The 19278-nt window shown below is 53.5% G+C and carries 19 protein-coding genes; 12 read left to right on the plus strand and 7 right to left on the minus strand.

What is annotated here, in order from left to right; all coding sequences use genetic code 11:
- Positions 1-89 precede the first annotated feature (89 nt).
- The 6 genes from cytR to rraA all read left to right on the plus strand — a co-directional run bounded on the left by cytR (position 90) and on the right by rraA (position 5721).
- The gene (gene cytR, locus SK38_RS22255) at positions 90-1115 is read left to right on the plus strand and encodes a DNA-binding transcriptional regulator CytR (protein ID WP_003825179.1); all 1026 of its coding nucleotides are present in this window, start codon (positions 90-92) and stop codon (positions 1113-1115) included.
- 93 nt (positions 1116-1208) lie between these two features.
- Positions 1209-2183, plus strand: coding sequence for a cell division protein FtsN (ftsN, locus tag SK38_RS22260; protein ID WP_075553081.1), 975 nt, complete (start codon positions 1209-1211; stop codon positions 2181-2183).
- 91 nt (positions 2184-2274) lie between these two features.
- Positions 2275-2805 carry an ATP-dependent protease subunit HslV gene (hslV, locus tag SK38_RS22265; protein ID WP_003028805.1) on the plus strand — a complete coding sequence of 177 codons (531 nt, stop codon included), beginning with the start codon at positions 2275-2277 and terminating at the stop codon, positions 2803-2805.
- Between the two features lie 9 nt (positions 2806-2814).
- Positions 2815-4146 carry an ATP-dependent protease ATPase subunit HslU gene (hslU, locus tag SK38_RS22270; protein ID WP_003028803.1) on the plus strand — a complete coding sequence of 444 codons (1332 nt, stop codon included), beginning with the start codon at positions 2815-2817 and terminating at the stop codon, positions 4144-4146.
- A 67-nt stretch (positions 4147-4213) separates the two neighbouring features.
- Positions 4214-5143: a 1,4-dihydroxy-2-naphthoate polyprenyltransferase gene (gene menA / locus SK38_RS22275; RefSeq protein WP_003825185.1), complete on the plus strand. Its 930-nt coding sequence runs from the start codon at positions 4214-4216 to the stop codon at positions 5141-5143.
- A gap of 92 nt (positions 5144-5235) precedes the next feature.
- Positions 5236-5721: a ribonuclease E activity regulator RraA gene (gene rraA / locus SK38_RS22280; protein ID WP_048237079.1), complete on the plus strand. Its 486-nt coding sequence runs from the start codon at positions 5236-5238 to the stop codon at positions 5719-5721.
- A 216-nt stretch (positions 5722-5937) separates the two neighbouring features.
- On the opposite strand, the gene zapB is transcribed toward rraA, so the two are convergent.
- Positions 5938-6183: a septal ring assembly protein ZapB gene (zapB, locus tag SK38_RS22285; RefSeq protein ID WP_088732415.1), complete on the minus strand. Its 246-nt coding sequence runs from the start codon at positions 6181-6183 to the stop codon at positions 5938-5940.
- Between the two features lie 428 nt (positions 6184-6611).
- Between zapB and SK38_RS22290 the strand changes: the two genes are divergently transcribed.
- The 4 genes from SK38_RS22290 (at position 6612) to fpr (ending at position 10976) form a co-directional block, all read left to right on the plus strand.
- Positions 6612-7457 carry an MIP/aquaporin family protein gene (locus SK38_RS22290; protein ID WP_003825195.1) on the plus strand — a complete coding sequence of 282 codons (846 nt, stop codon included), beginning with the start codon at positions 6612-6614 and terminating at the stop codon, positions 7455-7457.
- Between the two features lie 22 nt (positions 7458-7479).
- Positions 7480-8988, plus strand: a complete 1509-nt coding sequence (glpK, locus tag SK38_RS22295; RefSeq protein ID WP_003028792.1) for a glycerol kinase GlpK — start codon at positions 7480-7482, stop codon at positions 8986-8988.
- Between the two features lie 135 nt (positions 8989-9123).
- The gene (gene glpX / locus SK38_RS22300; RefSeq protein WP_008787030.1) at positions 9124-10134 is read left to right on the plus strand and encodes a class II fructose-bisphosphatase; all 1011 of its coding nucleotides are present in this window, start codon (positions 9124-9126) and stop codon (positions 10132-10134) included.
- Positions 10135-10229: 95 nt separating this feature from the next.
- Complete coding sequence (gene fpr, locus SK38_RS22305) at positions 10230-10976, plus strand: ferredoxin--NADP(+) reductase (protein ID WP_008787029.1); 747 nt, start codon at positions 10230-10232, stop codon at positions 10974-10976.
- Positions 10977-11033: 57 nt separating this feature from the next.
- Here the strand turns inward: fpr and SK38_RS22310 are convergent, their stop codons facing one another.
- Positions 11034-11462, minus strand: a complete 429-nt coding sequence (locus SK38_RS22310; RefSeq protein WP_008787028.1) for a DUF805 domain-containing protein — start codon at positions 11460-11462, stop codon at positions 11034-11036.
- Positions 11463-11562: 100 nt separating this feature from the next.
- On the opposite strand from SK38_RS22310, the gene SK38_RS22315 reads away from it, so the two are divergent.
- Both SK38_RS22315 and tpiA read left to right on the plus strand, forming a co-directional pair.
- Positions 11563-12165 carry a YiiQ family protein gene (locus tag SK38_RS22315; protein WP_048237080.1) on the plus strand — a complete coding sequence of 201 codons (603 nt, stop codon included), beginning with the start codon at positions 11563-11565 and terminating at the stop codon, positions 12163-12165.
- 228 nt (positions 12166-12393) lie between these two features.
- Positions 12394-13161, plus strand: coding sequence for a triose-phosphate isomerase (gene tpiA / locus SK38_RS22320; RefSeq protein WP_003028783.1), 768 nt, complete (start codon positions 12394-12396; stop codon positions 13159-13161).
- 39 nt (positions 13162-13200) lie between these two features.
- Here tpiA and SK38_RS22325 read toward each other — a convergent pair whose 3' ends face one another.
- From SK38_RS22325 to pfkA, 5 genes are all read right to left on the minus strand, one after another.
- Complete coding sequence (locus tag SK38_RS22325; RefSeq protein WP_003825206.1) at positions 13201-14673, minus strand: DASS family sodium-coupled anion symporter; 1473 nt, start codon at positions 14671-14673, stop codon at positions 13201-13203.
- Between the two features lie 113 nt (positions 14674-14786).
- Positions 14787-16091, minus strand: a complete 1305-nt coding sequence (locus SK38_RS22330) for an SLC13 family permease (protein WP_048237081.1) — start codon at positions 16089-16091, stop codon at positions 14787-14789.
- Positions 16092-16164: 73 nt separating this feature from the next.
- A complete protein-coding gene (locus SK38_RS22335) occupies positions 16165-16914 on the minus strand; it encodes a CDP-diacylglycerol diphosphatase (RefSeq protein ID WP_048237082.1) in 750 nt (249 codons plus the stop codon).
- A gap of 104 nt (positions 16915-17018) precedes the next feature.
- Positions 17019-18008 (minus strand): sulfate/thiosulfate ABC transporter substrate-binding protein Sbp, encoded by a 990-nt coding sequence (gene sbp, locus SK38_RS22340; protein ID WP_008787024.1) that lies wholly within the window; start codon positions 18006-18008, stop codon positions 17019-17021.
- Between the two features lie 200 nt (positions 18009-18208).
- Positions 18209-19171, minus strand: coding sequence for a 6-phosphofructokinase (pfkA, locus tag SK38_RS22345; protein ID WP_048237083.1), 963 nt, complete (start codon positions 19169-19171; stop codon positions 18209-18211).
- Between the last annotated feature and the right edge of the window lie 107 nt (positions 19172-19278).

Raw genomic sequence — 19278 nt, forward strand, 5'->3', positions numbered from 1 at the left:
CGCTTCCATTCACTATCTGATAAAAATGTTTCAGATGAAGGTTATCCAGGGACGAGTCTGTGCCAGCAGCTCTCTGGCGAGGAGAAAGAGTGAAACCGAATAAGCAGGTTGCCGCCGCTACAATGAAAGATGTTGCTCTGAAGGCGAAAGTCTCAACGGCAACCGTATCCCGCGCATTAATGAACCCGGACAAAGTCTCGCAGTCAACCCGTAACAAGGTTGAGCAGGCAGCACTGGAAGTGGGATATCTACCCCAATCAATGGGACGTAACGTTAAGCGTAATGAGTCACGTACCATTCTGGTGATTGTGCCGGATATCTGCGATCCGTTTTTTAGCGAAGTGATTCGTGGCATCGAAGTGACTGCCGCAGAACAGGGATACCTGGTGCTTATTGGCGACTGCGCGCACCAGAACCAGCAGGAAAAGACGTTTCTTAACCTCATTATCACCAAGCAGATCGATGGCATGGTACTGCTCAGCTCGCGCCTGCCGTTTGATGCCAGCGTGGAAGAACAGCGCAATTTACCGCCGATGGTCATGTCGAACGAGTTCGCGCCAGAGCTGGAACTCCCTACCGTGCACATTGATAACCTCACCGCCGCCTTTAATGCGATGAATTATCTGCTGGAACTGGGGCATAAACGCATTGGCTGTATCGCCGGACCCGAAGATATGCCGCTGTGTCATTACCGCCTGCAAGGCTACGTTCAGGCATTACGTCGCAGCGGAATTACGGTCGATCCGCATTTCATCGCGCGCGGTGACTTTACCTATGAAGCGGGAGCCAATGCGTTGAAGCAGCTCCTTGAACTACCGCAGCCGCCGACCGCTGTCTTTTGTCACAGCGACGTCATGGCGCTGGGCGCACTCTCTTACGCCAAACGTCAGGGTCTGAAAGTCCCTGATGATTTATCCATTATTGGCTTTGATAACATTTCGCTCACGGAATTTTGTGATCCACCCCTGACAACCGTCGCACAGCCGCGTTTCGATATCGGACGTGAAGCTATGCTGTTACTGCTCGATCAATTACAAGGGCAGAGCGTCAGCAGTGGCTCACGTTTACTGGACTGCGAGCTTATTATTCGGGGTACTACCCGGGCACTGACGTAAAGTAAAGTGCTTTCGGACTCCCCTGTCTGGTCAAAGGCCCGCCGCTTAAGTAACATGGCGGGCTGACGAACGAATAAATACAGCGAAACGATAGTGGCACAACGAGATTATGTACGTCGCGGCCAACCGGCACCTTCGCGGCGCAAGAAGAGCACACCACGGAAAAAACAACGCAATACGCCTGCGGTATCTCCCGCAATGGTTGCTATTGCTGCAGCCGTACTCGTGACCTTTATCGGTGGTCTGTACTTCATTACGCATCACAAGAAAGAAGAGTCCGAAACGCTGCAAAACCAGAAAGTCACCGGTAATGGCATTCCGCCAAAACCGGAAGAGCGCTGGCGATACATCAAAGAGCTGGAAAGCCGTCAGCCTGGCGTACGTGCGCCTACCGAACCGTCTGCGGGCGGCGAGGTGCTGAATGCCGATCAGCTAACCAATGAGCAGCGCCAGCTATTGGCGCAAATGCAGGCTGATATGCGTCAACAGCCGACGCAGCTCAACGAAGTACCGTGGAACGAGCAAACGCCTGAACAACGCCAGCAAACGCTGCAGCGTCAGCGTCAGGTGCAACAGCAGCAGTGGAATAACGCACAGCAGCAGGCTCAGCAGCCGCGTCCACGGGCAACAGAACAGCCGTATCAGCAGCAGCAAACGCGTACAGCACAAGCCGCGCCGGTACAGCAGCCGAAACCGCAGCCAAAACCGGCGGCGCAACAGCCGTATCAGGATCTGCTGCAAACGCCAGCGCATACCACCGCTGCTCAGCCAAAACCGCAGCCGGCCGCGCCGATAACGAATGAAACGCAGCCGCCAAAACAGACTGCTGAGAAAAAAGATGAACGCCGCTGGATGGTTCAGTGCGGATCATTTAAAGGCGCTGAGCAGGCAGAAACTGTGCGTGCGCAGCTGGCCTTTGAAGGCTTTAACTCCCGTATTACCACCAATAACGGCTGGAATCGTGTGGTCATTGGTCCGGTCAAAGGCAAAGAGAATGCCGACAACACCATCAGCCGCCTGAAGGTTGCTGGTCACACAAACTGCATTCGACTCTCTACTGGGGGTTGAAACCCCCAAAATCCCCCCCATCTATACTTGCATTACGCCCCGTACACTGTGCGGGGCCTGTACATTGCATTTGTAACCAAGGGGTCTGCTCGTGACAACAATAGTAAGCGTACGCCGTAACGGCCATGTGGTAATCGCCGGTGATGGTCAGGCCACACTGGGTAACACCGTAATGAAAGGCAACGTGAAGAAAGTCCGCCGTCTGTACAACGATAAAGTCATCGCGGGCTTTGCGGGCGGTACTGCGGATGCATTCACGCTGTTTGAACTGTTTGAACGCAAGCTGGAAATGCACCAGGGTCACCTGGTGAAAGCTGCCGTTGAACTGGCAAAAGACTGGCGTACCGACCGTATGCTGCGCAAACTCGAAGCGCTGCTGGCCGTCGCAGATGAAACTGCATCGCTCATCATCACCGGTAACGGCGACGTCATCCAGCCAGAAAACGATCTGATTGCTATCGGCTCCGGCGGTCCCTACGCCCAGGCTGCTGCACGCGCTCTGCTGGAAAACACCGAGCTTGGCGCACGCGAGATTGCTGAGAAAGCGTTGGATATTGCAGGGGATATCTGCATTTATACCAACCACTTCCATACCATCGAAGAATTGAACTCCAAAGCGTAAGGATCCCCCATGTCTGAAATGACCCCACGCGAAATTGTCAGCGAACTGAACAAACACATCATCGGCCAGGATAACGCTAAGCGTTCCGTGGCGATCGCCCTGCGTAACCGCTGGCGTCGTATGCAGCTCAACGAAGAGTTGCGTCATGAAGTCACGCCGAAAAACATTCTGATGATTGGCCCGACCGGCGTCGGTAAAACCGAAATCGCCCGTCGTCTGGCAAAACTGGCCAACGCGCCGTTCATCAAAGTCGAAGCAACAAAATTCACCGAAGTCGGCTATGTTGGTAAAGAAGTAGATTCCATCATCCGCGATCTGACCGATGCTGCCATTAAGATGGTCCGCGTGCAGGCAATCGAGAAAAACCGCTTCCGTGCCGAAGAGATGGCGGAAGAGCGCATTCTCGACGTGCTGATCCCACCAGCTAAAAATAACTGGGGGCAGTCAGAGCAGCCGCAGGAACCTTCTGCAGCGCGTCAGGCATTCCGTAAAAAACTGCGTGAAGGCCAGCTGGATGATAAAGAGATCGAAATCGATCTCGCGGCCGCACCGATGGGCGTTGAAATTATGGCGCCTCCAGGAATGGAAGAGATGACCAGCCAGCTGCAGTCCATGTTCCAGAACCTGGGCGGTCAGAAGCAAAAACCGCGTAAGCTGAAAATCAAAGACGCGATGAAGCTGCTGATTGAAGAAGAAGCTGCCAAACTGGTGAACCCGGAAGAGCTGAAACAAGAAGCTATCGACGCCGTTGAGCAGCACGGGATCGTGTTTATCGACGAAATCGACAAAATCTGTAAGCGCGGTGAATCCTCCGGCCCGGACGTGTCCCGTGAAGGCGTACAGCGCGACCTGCTGCCGCTGGTTGAAGGCTGCACTGTCTCCACCAAGCACGGCATGGTGAAAACAGATCACATTCTGTTTATCGCTTCTGGTGCATTCCAGGTAGCCAAACCGTCCGACCTGATCCCAGAACTGCAGGGTCGTCTGCCGATTCGTGTCGAGCTGCAGGCGCTGACCACCAGCGATTTTGAGCGTATCCTTACCGAACCGAATGCCTCCATCACCGTCCAGTACAAAGCGCTGATGGCGACTGAAGGTGTGGACATCAACTTCACTGAATCCGGTATTAAACGCATTGCCGAAGCGGCCTGGCAGGTTAACGAAACCACCGAAAACATCGGTGCACGTCGTCTGCATACCGTTCTGGAACGTCTGATGGAAGATATTTCCTATGATGCGAGCGATTTGAACGGCCAAAGCATCACAATTGATGCCGAATATGTGAGCAAACATCTGGATGCGCTGGTCGCAGATGAAGATCTGAGCCGTTTTATCCTATAATCGCGTTCAATGCATTTTCATCACTGTTGATGGGGCTGATAAAGCCCCATTTTTATTGGCGCTAAATATGACTGAACAACAACAAATTAGCCGCTCACAAGCCTGGCTGGAAAGTTTACGACCTAAGACCTTACCGCTCGCCTTCGCGGCGATCATCGTCGGTACGGCATTAGCATGGTGGCAAGGATACTTCGATCCGCTGGTTGCTCTGCTGGCATTGATTACGGCAGGACTGCTGCAAATTCTGTCCAATCTCGCTAACGACTATGGCGATGCCGTCAAAGGCAGCGACAAGCCCGACCGTATTGGACCGCTGCGCGGTATGCAAAAAGGGGTCATCACCCAACAGCAGATGAAGCGCGCGCTGATCGTCACCGTGGTGCTGATCTGTCTGTCCGGGCTGGCCCTGGTTGCTGTAGCCTGTCACACGCTGGCGGACTTTGTCGGTTTCCTGGTGCTCGGCGGTCTGTCGATTATCGCCGCGATCACCTACACCGTGGGTAATCGCCCTTACGGATATATCGGCCTGGGCGATATTTCTGTGCTGGTATTCTTCGGCTGGCTCAGCGTAATGGGAAGTTGGTATCTGCAGGCGCATACATTGATTCCAGCGCTGATTCTGCCTGCCACCGCCTGCGGCCTGCTGGCAACCGCCGTGCTCAACGTCAACAACCTGCGCGATATCAACAGCGACAGAGAAAACGGCAAGAACACGCTGGTCGTGCGTTTAGGCGCTGTCAATGCCCGCCGCTACCACGCCTGTCTGCTGATGGGCACGCTGGTCTGTCTGGCACTGTTCAACCTGTTCTCACTGCAAAGCCTGTGGGGATGGCTGTTTATCCTCGCCGCTCCGCTGCTGATCAAACAGGCTCGCTATGTAATGCGCGAGATGGACCCGGCTGCAATGCGTCCGATGCTGGAACGCACCGTAAAAGCGGCATTGTTAACTAACCTGCTGTTTGTCGTTGGAATTTTCTTAAGTCAGTGGTCTCTTTAACTGACAAATATCAATTAACAATTGATGATTTTGCCAACAGTACACATAGCGCGATATACTAAAAATTCTCGCAGCAACTGAACGTTAAGCCTATGAAATACGATACATCCGAGCTTTGTGACATCTATCAGGAAGATGTCAACGTCGTGGAACCGCTGTTCTCTAACTTTGGAGGACGGTCGTCGTTTGGCGGACAAATCATCACGGTAAAATGTTTCGAGGACAACGGGTTGCTGTACGATCTGCTCGAACAAAACGGCCGTGGTCGCATTCTGCTGGTCGATGGCGGCGGTTCTGTTCGTCGTGCGCTGGTCGATGCCGAACTGGCACAGCTGGCCGTACAGAATGAATGGGAAGGTCTGGTCATCTACGGCTCAGTACGCCAGGTAGACGATCTGGAAGAACTGGATATCGGCATTCAGGCGATTGCCGCTATTCCGGTAGGTGCCTCAGGTGAAGGCATTGGAGAAAGCGATGTACGCGTCAACTTCGGTGGCGTGACGTTCTTCTCCGGCGACCACCTGTACGCCGATAACACCGGGATAATCCTCTCCGAAGACCCGCTCGATATCGAGTAAGCGAAAAAGGCACCGCAAGGTGCCTTTTTTATGCGTGTCACTGATTGCCGGATGGCGGCTTACGCCTTATCCGGCCTACAATCAGGGGCGGTTACGCGAAAGATTTCGTGTTGTAGCAAGGCGGCAAACGAAGGTATCCCCAGGAGCGTAGTAAACTACGTGACTGGGGTAACTGAGCGCGGCCAACGCAGCTACGGCGCGAAAGATAAAGCGTAATTAGACTTCTTCCATACGACCCAGCAGGGCATGCAGACGATCCTGCCAGCCGTTCTGCTGTTCTTTCAGGTTGTTGTTCTCACGCTCCAGTTCTTCACGCTGCTGCTGTGCAGTCTGAACTTCCTGCGACAGTGAGTTGTTCTTTTCTTTCAGCTCTTCGATTTCCATCTGCAACAGCGTGATGGTATCAATCGCCTGCTGTACTTTTGCTTCCAGTTTCTCAAACACTTCTAATGACATCGTCATACCTCTCCTGAATTGCAAGGCGTTGATGGATAAAAATCCTCGTCCCGATAACCGGCGACGCCTTAATAAAAACGAGCGCACTCTACTTAACACCGATTGTATGAAGCCGCGTCATCCCTGTCCAGCGGCATCCCGCGCAGATTGCGGTTTGCAACACTTTTAGTCTTTCTCCTGGTGACATTACTGTCATAACTCTTAAGTGTTAACAGATTGATCAGTGAAATGATTCAGCTCACATTATTTTTGTATAACAAATACCTCACAATGGCGCGAAAACGCTCATTTTGTTGATGCAGTACACACATTTTAATTTCGATATTTCTCGTTTTTGCGCGTTAACGATAAATTAACAGTGTGCCTACCGGCTCCGGGGATGTCAGTGACCTTCTCGCACACAATAAACATTAAACTCTCTTCAGGATCCGATTATGAGTCAAACATCAACCTTAAAAGGCCAGTGCATTGCTGAATTCCTCGGTACCGGGTTGTTGATTTTCTTCGGTGTGGGCTGTGTCGCTGCACTTAAAGTGGCTGGGGCTACTTTTGGTCAGTGGGAAATCAGTATCATCTGGGGTCTGGGGGTAGCGATGGCTATCTATCTGACCGCAGGCGTTTCTGGTGCACACCTGAATCCCGCGGTAACCATCGCACTCTGGCTGTTCGCCTGTTTTGATAAACGCAAAGTTGTTCCTTTTATTATTTCGCAAATTGCCGGCGCCTTTTGCGCAGCGGCACTGGTTTACGGGCTTTATTACAATCTTTTCCTCGATTTCGAACAAACTAACCATATCGTACGCGGCAGTACCGAGAGCCTGGGTCTGGCAGGTACTTTCTCCACCTATCCGAACCCGCATATCAATTTTGTGCAGGCCTTCGCGGTTGAAATGGTCATTACCGCTATTCTAATGGGGCTGATTCTGGCTCTGACCGACGATGGTAACGGTGTACCTCGTGGTCCGCTGGCACCACTGCTGATCGGCTTGTTGATTGCCGTTATTGGTGCTTCCATGGGTCCGCTGACAGGTTTTGCGATGAACCCGGCACGTGACTTCGGACCGAAACTCTTCGCCTGGATGGCCGGATGGGGTGAGATTGCCTTCACGGGTGGTCGCGATATCCCTTACTTCCTGGTTCCGGTGTTTGGCCCGATTACCGGCGCGATTTTGGGCGCATGGGCATATCGCAAACTGATTGGTCGTCATTTACCGTGCGATGTCTGCGCGATTGAAGAAAAAGACGTTGCGGCCAACACTCAACAAAAAGCTTCGCAGTAATGTGACTACGGGACAAAAAATTATGACTGAAAAAAAATATATCGTTGCGCTCGACCAGGGCACCACCAGCTCCCGCGCGGTCGTAATGGACCACGATGCGAATATCGTTGCCGTTTCACAGCGCGAATTCGAACAAATTTACCCGAAAGCAGGTTGGGTAGAACATGACCCGATGGAAATTTGGGCGACCCAAAGCTCCACGCTGGTAGAAGTTCTGGCGAAAGCCGATATCAGTTCCGATGAAATTGCAGCGATCGGTATTACCAACCAGCGTGAAACCACCATTGTCTGGGAACGCGAAACCGGTAAACCTATCTATAACGCGATTGTGTGGCAGTGTCGTCGTACCGCGGATATCTGCGAAAAGCTCAAGCGCGACGGTATGGAAGAGTACATCCGTAATAATACAGGTCTGGTCATTGACCCGTACTTCTCCGGCACCAAAGTGAAGTGGATCCTCGACCACGTAGAAGGCTCACGTGAGCGCGCTCGTCGCGGCGAACTGCTGTTCGGTACCGTAGATACCTGGCTTATCTGGAAAATGACGCAGGGACGTGTACACGTCACGGATTACACCAACGCCTCACGTACCATGCTGTTCAACATCCACTCCCTGGACTGGGATGACACGATGCTGGATGCGCTGGATATTCCGCGTGCAATGCTGCCGGAAGTACGTCGTTCTTCTGAAGTGTACGGCCAAACCAACATCGGTGGTAAAGGCGGCATTCGTATTCCTATCTCCGGTATCGCTGGTGACCAGCAGGCGGCGCTGTTTGGCCAGCTGTGCGTGAAGGAAGGGATGGCGAAAAATACTTACGGTACCGGCTGCTTCATGCTGATGAACACCGGCGAGAAAGCCGTTAAGTCCGAAAACGGACTGCTGACCACCATCGCCTGCGGACCGACCGGGGAAGTGAACTACGCGCTGGAAGGTGCGGTATTTATGGCTGGCGCATCTATCCAGTGGCTGCGTGATGAAATGAAACTCATCAGCGATGCGTTCGACTCCGAATATTTCGCCACCAAAGTGAAAGACACCAACGGCGTGTACGTCGTTCCGGCATTTACTGGCCTGGGCGCACCATACTGGGACCCGTATGCTCGCGGCGCCATCTTTGGTCTGACCCGTGGGGTAAACTCCAACCACATCATCCGTGCCACGCTTGAGTCTATTGCATATCAGACTCGTGATGTTCTGGAAGCAATGCAGGCTGACTCCGGTATTCGCCTGCACGCCCTGCGCGTCGATGGCGGTGCGGTCGCCAACAACTTCCTGATGCAGTTCCAGTCCGACATTCTCGGCACACGCGTTGAGCGCCCGGAAGTCCGCGAAGTCACCGCATTGGGTGCGGCATACCTGGCCGGTCTGGCAGTAGGCTTCTGGCAGAATCTGGATGAGCTGCAGGAAAAAGCGGTCATCGAGCGTGAATTCCGCCCAGGCATCGAAACCACCGAACGTAACTTCCGTTACAGCGGCTGGAAAAAAGCGGTCAAACGCGCCATGGCATGGGAAGATCACGACGAGTAATACGTCATAGCCGGATGGCAACTGTGCCTTATCCGGCAATATCTTCGTGCGGGGGCAACCCCGCACACACATCAATAATCTCGCCCCCTCCCCTGTGCTACACTTCGCGCCATTCCTTTCAGCTACGAGTTTGCAATGAGACGAGAACTTGCCATTGAATTTTCACGCGTGACCGAAGCGGCCGCGCTGGCTGGCTATAAATGGCTGGGCCGCGGCGACAAAAATACCGCTGACGGCGCGGCGGTAAACGCCATGCGTATTATGCTCAACCAGGTCAATATCGACGGCACCATCGTGATTGGCGAGGGTGAGATCGATGAAGCACCGATGCTGTTTATCGGTGAGAAAGTCGGGACCGGTCTTGGTGATGCGGTCGACATCGCCGTCGATCCTATCGAAGGCACACGCATGACGGCAATGGGTCAGGCAAACGCGCTGGCCGTACTGGCTGTTGGCGATAAAGGCTGCTTCCTGAACGCGCCAGACATGTACATGGAAAAGCTGATTGTCGGCCCAGGCGCAAAAGGGTCTATCGACCTGAACCTGTCGCTGGAAGCCAACCTGCAGAACGTTGCCGCTGCACTCAATAAGCCGCTGAGTGAACTGACCGTCACCATTCTGGCCAAGCCACGCCATGATGAAACGATCGCCGAAATGCAAAAATTGGGCGTGCGCGTCTTTGCTATTCCAGACGGTGACGTTGCTGCCTCCATTCTGACATGCATGCCAGACAGTGAAGTTGACGTGCTGTACGGCATTGGCGGCGCACCTGAAGGTGTCGTTTCTGCCGCCGTTATCCGCGCGCTGGACGGCGACATGCAAGGCCGTTTGCTGGCGCGTCATGACGTCAAAGGCGACAGCGAAGAAAACCGTCGCATTGGCGAACAGGAACTGGCTCGTTGCGCCGCCATGGGCATTGAAGCGGGCAAAGCGCTGCGCCTCGATGAAATGGCGCGTAGCGACAACGTCATTTTCTCTGCCACCGGCATCACCAAAGGCGATTTGCTGGAAGGGATTAGCCGCAAAGGCAATATCGCAACCACCGAAACGCTGCTGATCCGCGGTAAATCACGTACGATCCGCCGCATTCAGTCGATTCACTACCTCGATCGCAAAGATCCCGATGTGCAGGCGCACATCCTGTAATTGATTTGATCAATAGAGCCTTCCAGCCCATATGGGCTGGAAATCTTTCGTCCAACGAACGAAGATAAGGCAATCAAAGCAGACAGGAGAGAACCATGGCAGATTGGGTAACAGGCAAAGTCACGAAGGTACAGAACTGGACCGATGCCCTGTTTAGTTTGACCGTGCGAGCTCCGGTTCTTCCTTTCACTGCAGGTCAATTCACCAAGCTTGGCCTTGAGATCGACGGCGAGCGCGTCCAGCGTGCCTATTCTTACGTCAATGCCCCTGATAACCCCGATTTAGAGTTTTATCTGGTGACGGTTCCCGACGGCAAACTCAGCCCTCGTCTGGCAGCACTGAAGCCTGGCGATGAAGTCCAGGTGGTGAGTGAAGCTGCTGGTTTCTTCGTGCTGGATGAAGTCCCCGATTGCGACACGCTGTGGATGCTGGCAACCGGCACGGCTATCGGCCCATATTTGTCGATTCTGCAATTAGGCAAAGACCTGGATCGCTTCAAAAATCTGGTGCTGGTCCACGCCGCGCGCTATGCCGCCGATTTGAGCTATCTACCGTTGATGCAGGCCCTGGAAAAGCGCTACGAAGGTAAATTACGCATCCAGACGGTAGTCAGCCGTGAAACCGTGGCAGATTCGCTGACCGGGCGTGTACCGGCGCTAATTGAAAGCGGTGAACTGGAAAAAGCGGTCGGGCTGCCAATGGATAAAGAAACCTGTCATGTGATGCTGTGCGGAAACCCGCAGATGGTGCGCGACACGCAGCAGTTGCTGAAGGACACCCGGCAGATGACCAAACACCTGCGCCGCCGACCAGGCCATATGACCGCAGAGCACTACTGGTAAGAACGTTTCAATGCCCGGTTAACACCCGGGCATTTTGCCGGATGGCGCTTATCCGGCCTACGAGTCAGCCCTGTACTTTACGTCCTGCGTATCCTTACCATATTTATTTGCGTCCTGGGTGCCAATGAACGCCCCCAGATCGATAAGCATACCGACCAGAATCAACGTTGGAACAAAGCGGCCTACCGCCCATTGCCAGACGCCGGGTAACATCGCCCAATTTCCGGCCAGCAGCATCCACGCCAGAATCATCAACAGCGCCCACGCTCCGGAACGCCCCCGGTCATGCAGACGTTTTACCGTCACTGCCGCCGTTGGCCATAGCAGACACACCAGACAAAAAGCCGCGGTCTGAATATCGAGTAATTGTTTGCTCGCCAGCGAAAACAGAACCAGCATGCCGACGATCCATAGGCCAATCCAAATCCAGAAATCACGGCGCCCGATGCGCCCTTTAAATGAGAATAACCACTGCTGTATGGTCATGTAAGTTCCTTTATTATTACCTTCAAGAACAGTTTACCCTTTTGACAAGCTCGACGGTTACCGTTTTAATCGTGAGCAGTGAGAATGAAAGGTACGATTGATGAAGCACGGATTTACACTGTTTTTATTATTGTTTTCAGCCTTAACCGCGAGCACTGCGGCATTGGCGGAAGCGCCATCGACGGCAACCACAGCCCCCTATTTACTGGCGGGCGCGCCGACCTTTGACCTGTCGATTAGCCAGTTTCGCGAAAACTTTAATACACAGAATCCGAAGCTGATCCTGAATGAGTTCCGCGCCATCGACAGCAGTCGCGATCGGGCAAATCTCACCCGCGCGGCCAGTAAAATCAATGAAAACCTGTATGCGTCTTCCGCCCTTGAGCGCGGCACCCTGAAAATCAAAAGCATGCAGATCACCTGGTTACCAATTCAGGGACCAGAGCAAAAGGCAGCTAAAGCGAAAGCGCTGGAATACATGACTGCCGTCATCCGCACCGTCGCACCGCTACTGACGAAGGAACAGAGCCAGAAAAAACTGCAAAAACTGCTCGCCGCAGGCAAAGGTAAGCACTATTACGCCGAAACAGAAGGCGCAATTCGCTATGTCGTGGCAGATAACGGTGAAAAGGGGCTGACCTTCGCTGTTGAACCGATTAAGCTGGCTCTATCTGAAAACCTCGAAGGGTCGAATTCCCCCTAAATTATTCACGTTTCAGGAAGGCGGCGACGCAACGAACCCCCAGGAGCTTACATCAGTAAGTGGCTAGGGTGAGAGAGTACAGCCAACGCACCTACAACGTGGAGAATGACGGGGAAATGACAAAAAGCAAAGCCTTTCGGGGGATGAATCTCTATACTGTTTCACAGACCATGCTGCCCTGAGGGGCGGCCATATTCCTTAATTCGCTGACAAGCGTGGAGAAATGAAATGCGACATCCTTTAGTGATGGGTAACTGGAAACTGAACGGCAGCCGCCACATGGTAAACGAACTGGTTGCTAATCTGCGTAAAGAACTGGCTGGCGTTGCTGGCTGTGCAGTAGCGATTGCTCCGCCGGAAATGTATATCGACCTGGCGAAACACGCCGCTGCCGGTAGTCACATCATTCTGGGCGCGCAGAACGTTGACCTGAACCTGTCTGGCGCATTCACTGGTGAAACAAGTGCTGAAATGCTGAAAGACATCGGCGCGCAGTACATCATTATCGGTCACTCTGAGCGTCGTACTTACCACAAAGAATCTGACGAGCTGATCGCTAAAAAATTCGCCGTACTGAAAGAGCAGGGTCTGACTCCAGTTCTGTGCATCGGTGAAACCGAAGCAGAAAACGAAGCGGGCAAAACTGAAGAAGTTTGTGCACGTCAGATCGACGCGGTTCTGAAAACTCAGGGCGCGGCAGCATTCGAAGGCGTCGTTATCGCTTACGAACCAGTATGGGCTATCGGTACCGGTAAATCTGCAACTCCTGCTCAGGCTCAGGCTGTTCACAAATTTATTCGTGACCACATTGCTAAAGCTGACGCGAAAATCGCTGAGCAAGTAATCATCCAGTACGGCGGTTCTGTAAACGCAGCTAACGCGGCAGAACTGTTTGCTCAGCCGGACATCGACGGTGCGCTGGTAGGTGGTGCTTCTCTGAAAGCAGACGCCTTCGCCGTCATCGTTAAAGCAGCAGAAGCCGCTAAACAGGCTTAAGTTGTTAAGGCGGGAGGAGCACTCCTCCCGCTGTATTAACTACCAGTATCCCAACCAGTGCCACCAGAAGGCGCCGGTCACCCCCCAAATGGTCAGGTTGACCACACTCATCACCAGGCCCGTTTTCCACCACTCCGCCAGCGTGACATAGCCCGAACCAAAGATGATCGGCGCAGTACCCGTGCCATAGTGCGTGAGCGACATCATCAGGGAGGAGGAGAAACCGAGCATTAAACCAAGCAATGCTGGCGGCGCGCCGAGGCCTAATCCTGCGGCGAAGAACGCAGCGAACATAGCCGTAATATGCGCAGTAGTGCTGGCGAAAAAGTAGTGCGAGTAGACGTAAAGCAGAATCAACAGCAGCGTTGCAACACTCCAGTGCACGCCAAGATGGTCGATTGCGCTACCAACGCTGGTTGCCAGCCATCCCACCAACCCCAGTTTGCTGAGAAAATCCGCCATCATCACCAGCGCGGCAAACCAGACTATCGTATCCCATGCCCCGCGGCATTTAAGAATGTCATCCCAGCTCAATACGCCCGCCATCAATAGAATCGACAAACCAATTAACGCGGCGCTAGTGGGGTTTACGCTCCAGGCACTGCCCATCAGCATCGCTGGAACACCCGCCCACAGGCAGAGCAGCAAAATGAACACTGCCAGGGTGATTTTTTCTGCCAGTGATAGTGGACCCAGCGCATCCAGTTTTTGCCGCGCGAACTGCGGCGCATTTGGCGTGCGCGTGATAGCTGGCGGATAGAGCCACCAGATTACAATCGGCATGACAACCAGTGATACCAGAGCGGGAAGAAGCGCCGCAATAGCCCACATTCCCCAGGTCATGTTCAGCACGCCATCCGTCCCCTTCGTCAAAAAGCTGACGATTAACGGGTTAGGTGCGGTCGCGGTGATGAACATTGCCGAGCTGATCGGGTTAATGTTGTAGTTCACCAGCGCGAGATAACGGCCCGTTGAGCCATTCTCGGCATGGCCTGGCTGCGAGCCGAGGCTCTCCGCAATCGCCCGCATTACCGGGTGGATAATGCCGCCGCCACGCGCGGTATTGCTTGGCGTTACGGGTGCAATTAGCGTTTCCGCAAGGGTTAATGCCCACGCAATACCCAGCGTTCTTTTACCAAATAGCGCAATAAACCCGTAGCCAATACGCGCCCCCAGGCCGGTCTTTAACAGACTTTGCGACAGCATAATGGATAAACCAATCAGCCAGATTAACTGGTTCGAAAAGCCACTCAACGCATCGTTCAACGCCGCGGAGGGTTTGCCGGGGTTAGTAACGCCAGTCATCGCCACCAGCATAATCGCCACAATCGCAATTGCGCCAATGGGCATAGCCTTACCGATAATCGCAGCGATCGTACCAATAAACAGTGCCAGCAGGTGCCACGCTTGCGGGGTTACGTCAGGAGGACACGGGATAACAAACCAGATGGTCAGCGTAATCACGAGCGAGATGATGGCAGGCCAACAGCGGATGGGGGTCAAACTGTCCATGAATCAATCCTTGAGTTTCCAGTGCGCAAATCTGCGCCCCGGTATTAACCGCCATCAGCCCAAATAAAACAATTCATCATCTCACAAAACAAAAAATTAACATTTAGATACAGTTATAATTTCCCCAGTATACTGAACCAGAGGTAATCCAGCGGCAGAAGAATCAAATACGTTGCCGCCGCCAGTGCGATACACAGCAGCATCCCCGCCCTTGCAGGTACTTTCCCGAGCGCCATCGCCACTACGATCGGTGAAGCCTGATACGGCAACAGTGGCGTGGAATAACCCAGCACCTGGATCATAATCACCGACAGCAGCGGGAATCCCGTCGCATCGGCAAAACTTTGCGCCAACGTGGTATACAGCGCCGGAACACCGTTCGCCGTCATAATAAAATTAAGCGCAGTGGTAATACCGGTCAGCGCGAGGAAACTGGTAAACGGCTTTTCCGCATCCAGCGGCATCACCTGTAACAGCGCCTCGCCCACCGCACTGCCAATACCGGTCTGCGTGACGGTGATCGCCAGCCCCAGAATACCCGCCACATAAATACAGGTACGAATGTTAACCCCAGTGGAAAACTCGTCGCCATTGATAAAGCCAACCCGTGGTAGCAATGTGATAACTGCCGCCGCCAGCCCGGTCCACGCGGGGCCAATGCCGTGCCAGCTTTCGCTTACCCACAAGAACAGCACCACCGCTAACATCCAGGCCAGACGTTTTTCATCCCGGCTCATCGGCTCCGGCGGCGTGAGATCGCGCGGCGCATGCGGCTTGCCAGGGAATAACCAGCAGATAAGCACAATGAGCACCGCGCCTTTAAGCCAACCCAGAACCGGCGTATGCAGCAGCAAATAGGGAAGATAATTGAGGTGGATGCCGTAAGAGCCTTCCGCCGCGCCGCTCATCACCAGATTCGGTACGTTAGCGGGTAAAATCGTCGCGGAAAGCTGGAACGTCCCAAACCCGACGGCCAGTGCCAGACCATACCAGGCGCGCGTGCCGTCGTTAATTCCAGCCCGTTTCGCCATCGCCGCGACGATCGGCATCAGCAGCGCAATGCGGCCCATGTTGGATGGCATTACAAATGCCAGCGCGTAACTCAGCAGCACTACGCTCGCCACCATTAACGGCCAGGAATCAGTCAACCTCGATGACAGCGCCCTCGCCGCCCTGTCCGCCAGCCCCGTTTTACGAATCGCGATACCCAGTACAAAGCCGCTAAACACCAGCCAGAACGCGGAGGACGCAAAGCCGCCAAAAATCACATCCGGTGGCGCGATTTTGGCCACCATCGCCACGGCAAAGAACAGCAGCGCCGTTATAAACTCCGGCAGCAGCGACGTAGCCCAGAGCAGAATGGTGATACCAACCACCAGAGAGGGGATAAACAGAGGGTGTGTAAGCCAGAGCGACATGCCTGTCTCCTGTTGTTTTTTTCAACAAGAATACGGGGACAGGCATGCGGAGTAAACGCCAGATTAGGTGGGGTTAACGCAGAATATCACATTGATGATCCTGAATTTCCTCAGCGGAGGCGAGATTCAGTGCCAGCAGATTGCGCTGAGTAGCCAGCAGGACAAAGGATTCGTCGCTCTGGCGCACCATCGCCAACGCATAGCTGCCCATATGCTCACGCGCATCCGGCACCTCTTCCGCCAGCATCATAAACGGGCTGCGTTGTGCCAGTTCATTTTCCGTGATGCGACGCGCCAGATATTCATGACCGCGCAGCCCACCCGGTAATGGTAGCCAGCGGGTGCTGATTTTCGCCAGGTTGTCATCCAGCTGCTTTCTGACATCGGTTCGCAGGCAGGAGATATGAATATGCAGGTGATTTTGCGTACGCCCGCTACGTGAGTTAATGGTCAGAGAGACTGCTTTGTCAGGGATTTCCTGGCCGTATTTTTGGCTCATAAAGCTACGCGCCTGCCAGGCCAGCCAGAAAAAGTTCGGCGTGCCTGATTTCAACAGCAGCGGACTTTCCGTACCGTTGATCCGCCAGGTAGGCATCAACAGATATTGCAGTGGGCCGTTACGGTCTTTGAACACCACATATCCGGCATCCGGCTTTACTTCAGCGCATGGTGCGGGGTCCTGCTGCTGCAACTGGTGCGGCAGGCATTGCTGAAGAACGATCTGGCGTAATGCGTCCGGGTTGCCGGTGAATTTCCAGTACCCGATACCTGCAGCGGCGGCGACCACAATCACCGCCAGTAAAAGATAGCCTGCTTTTTTCATTACGCGTTTCCTGTATCCCATTGAAGGGCAAGAGTAACGCAAAACCATGACAAATAAAAAACCCGGTCGCGCTAGGCCACCGGGTCGGTAAATCACAGACTTATTTATCGTTTACTGATTTGGTCGAACGTACCGCCGTTAGAGAAGTGCTCTTTCTGCGCTTTCGTCCAGCCGCCAAACTCTTCGTCGATAGTGAACAGCTTCAGCTTCGGAAATGCGTTTTCGTATTTCTTCGCGACTTCTGCATCACGTGGACGATAGTAGTTTTTCGCCGCAATTTCCTGGCCTTCCGGAGAGTAGAGATACTTCAGGTAAGCTTCCGCCACCGCTTTGGTGTCTTTCTTTTCCACCACTTTATCAACCACGGACACGGTCGGCTCCGCGAGGATAGATTCACTCGGGGTCACTATCTCGAATTTATCTTTGCCCAGCTCGTTCGTTGCCAACAGCGCTTCGTTTTCCCAGGCAATCAGCACATCACCGATACCACGTTCAACGAAGGTATTGGTTGAGCCACGTGCGCCAGAATCGAGTACCTCAACGTTTTTATACAGGGCCTTCACAAAGTCTTGTGCCTTGGCCTGATCGTTGTTGTTGTGGTGCAGGGCATAGCCCCATGCCGCCAGATAGTTCCAGCGAGCTCCGCCGGAGCTTTTCGGGTTTGGCGTAATGACCGACACGCCCGGTTTGATTAAATCGTTCCAGTCATGAATTTGTTTGGGATTGCCTTTGCGGACCAGGAACACGATGGTGGAGGTGTAAGGCGCGGAGTTATCCGGCAGGCGTTTAATCCAGTTTTTATCGATACGGCCACGTTCAGCAATGGCATCCACGTCGTAAGCCAGTGCCAGCGTCACAACGTCGGCTTCAATGCCGTTGATGACGGAAGTCGCCTGTTTACCCGAACCGCCGTGCGACTGGCGGATCACAACGTTGTCGCCCGTTTCCTGCTTCCAGTGCGCGCTGAAGGCCTTATTGTACTGCTCGTACAGTTCACGCGTTGGATCGTACGATACGTTAAGTAACTGAATATCCTTTGCCAGAACGCTGGTCGATGCCAGCAATAATGTTAACCCTACGCCCCATTTGTTCATCGCCCAGTTCTCTTAGGTAGTGTTGTGATGAGCAAAGCGTGCCAGAAAGGCATCCAAACATTAAAGAATAAAAAAAGATTTGCTATAACTTGGGGGAATATATGGAGTCGAGTTTTTGCCTGATGGCGCTACGTTTATCAGGCCTACGATTTGCATCATGTAGGCCGGATAAGGCGCAAGCCGCCATCAGGCAATTGCATTTAGTACAGTTTTTTCGCGCAGTCCAGCCAGTCACCTTTGAACGGACGCTTCATGTTTTCGATAGCGTCGATGATGTCGTGGTGAACCAGCTGCTCGTTCTGAATACCTACGCAGCGACCGCCGTGGCCTTCCAGCAACAGTGCAATCGCATATGCGCCCATGCGGGATGCCAGGATACGGTCGTAAGGAACCGGGGAACCACCACGCTGGATGTGACCCAGTACGGTTGCACGCGTTTCGCGGCCCGTTTCCTTCTCGATGTAATGCGCCAGTTCGTCAACGTCACACATGTGTTCAGTGATCGCTACGATTGCGTGTTTTTTACCTTTCGCGATGCCCGCTTTGATTTCAGTAACCAAATCGTCACGGCTGAATTCCACTTCCGGAACCACCACGAACTCACAACCACCGGCAATTGCAGCCGCCAGGGTCAGGTCACCACAGTAGCGGCCCATCACTTCGACGATGGAAATACGCTGGTGAGAAGAAGAGGTATCACGCAGGCGGTCAATCGCTTCAACGACAGTGCCCAGAGCGGTGAAGTAGCCGATGGTGTAGTCGGTGCCCTTGATATCGTTGTCGATAGTGCCCGGCAGACCGATGCATGGGAAGCCCATTTCAGTCAGGCGTTTTGCACCCATGTAAGAACCGTCACCCCCGATAACAACCAGGGCGTCGATGCCACGCTTCTTCAGGTTTTCGATCGCCACCGCACGTACGTTTTCATCACGGAATTCCGGGAAGCGAGCAGAACCGAGGAAAGTACCGCCACGGTTGATCATGTCGGACACGCTGTAGCGGTCAAGCTGGACCATACGGTCTTCATACAAACCCAGGTAGCCATCATGGATCCCCATGACTTCCAGCCCTTCCGTCAACGCTGCACGTACAACACCACGGATTGCTGCGTTCATGCCCGGCGCATCACCGCCGCTTGTCAACACACCGATTTTCTTAATCATGACTACCTCTGAACTTTGGAATGCAAAATGAAATCTGCTGCCGGAAGTCGATTCCGCATATCGAAACGATCCAACGAATATGCAGATAGTATAACAATCACTTCCTG

The sequence above is a fragment of the Citrobacter sp. MGH110 genome (assembly GCF_001037515.1).
Classification (GTDB): Bacteria; Pseudomonadota; Gammaproteobacteria; order Enterobacterales; family Enterobacteriaceae; genus Citrobacter; species Citrobacter portucalensis.

What these genes read in the sequence shown, in the direction of transcription:
- hslU (WP_003028803.1), top strand. Translation starts at nt 2,815, where the DNA reads ATGTCTGAAATGACCCCACGCGAAATTGTCAGCGAACTGAACAAACAC.
- menA (WP_003825185.1), top strand. Translation starts at nt 4,214, where the DNA reads ATGACTGAACAACAACAAATTAGCCGCTCACAAGCCTGGCTGGAAAGT.
- rraA (WP_048237079.1), top strand. Translation starts at nt 5,236, where the DNA reads ATGAAATACGATACATCCGAGCTTTGTGACATCTATCAGGAAGATGTC.
- zapB (WP_088732415.1), bottom strand. Translation starts at nt 6,183, where the DNA reads ATGACGATGTCATTAGAAGTGTTTGAGAAACTGGAAGCAAAAGTACAG.
- SK38_RS22290 (WP_003825195.1), top strand. Translation starts at nt 6,612, where the DNA reads ATGAGTCAAACATCAACCTTAAAAGGCCAGTGCATTGCTGAATTCCTC.
- glpK (WP_003028792.1), top strand. Translation starts at nt 7,480, where the DNA reads ATGACTGAAAAAAAATATATCGTTGCGCTCGACCAGGGCACCACCAGC.
- glpX (WP_008787030.1), top strand. Translation starts at nt 9,124, where the DNA reads ATGAGACGAGAACTTGCCATTGAATTTTCACGCGTGACCGAAGCGGCC.
- fpr (WP_008787029.1), top strand. Translation starts at nt 10,230, where the DNA reads ATGGCAGATTGGGTAACAGGCAAAGTCACGAAGGTACAGAACTGGACC.
- SK38_RS22310 (WP_008787028.1), bottom strand. Translation starts at nt 11,462, where the DNA reads ATGACCATACAGCAGTGGTTATTCTCATTTAAAGGGCGCATCGGGCGC.
- SK38_RS22315 (WP_048237080.1), top strand. Translation starts at nt 11,563, where the DNA reads ATGAAGCACGGATTTACACTGTTTTTATTATTGTTTTCAGCCTTAACC.
- tpiA (WP_003028783.1), top strand. Translation starts at nt 12,394, where the DNA reads ATGCGACATCCTTTAGTGATGGGTAACTGGAAACTGAACGGCAGCCGC.
- SK38_RS22325 (WP_003825206.1), bottom strand. Translation starts at nt 14,673, where the DNA reads ATGGACAGTTTGACCCCCATCCGCTGTTGGCCTGCCATCATCTCGCTC.
- SK38_RS22330 (WP_048237081.1), bottom strand. Translation starts at nt 16,091, where the DNA reads ATGTCGCTCTGGCTTACACACCCTCTGTTTATCCCCTCTCTGGTGGTT.
- SK38_RS22335 (WP_048237082.1), bottom strand. Translation starts at nt 16,914, where the DNA reads ATGAAAAAAGCAGGCTATCTTTTACTGGCGGTGATTGTGGTCGCCGCC.
- sbp (WP_008787024.1), bottom strand. Translation starts at nt 18,008, where the DNA reads ATGAACAAATGGGGCGTAGGGTTAACATTATTGCTGGCATCGACCAGC.
- pfkA (WP_048237083.1), bottom strand. Translation starts at nt 19,171, where the DNA reads ATGATTAAGAAAATCGGTGTGTTGACAAGCGGCGGTGATGCGCCGGGC.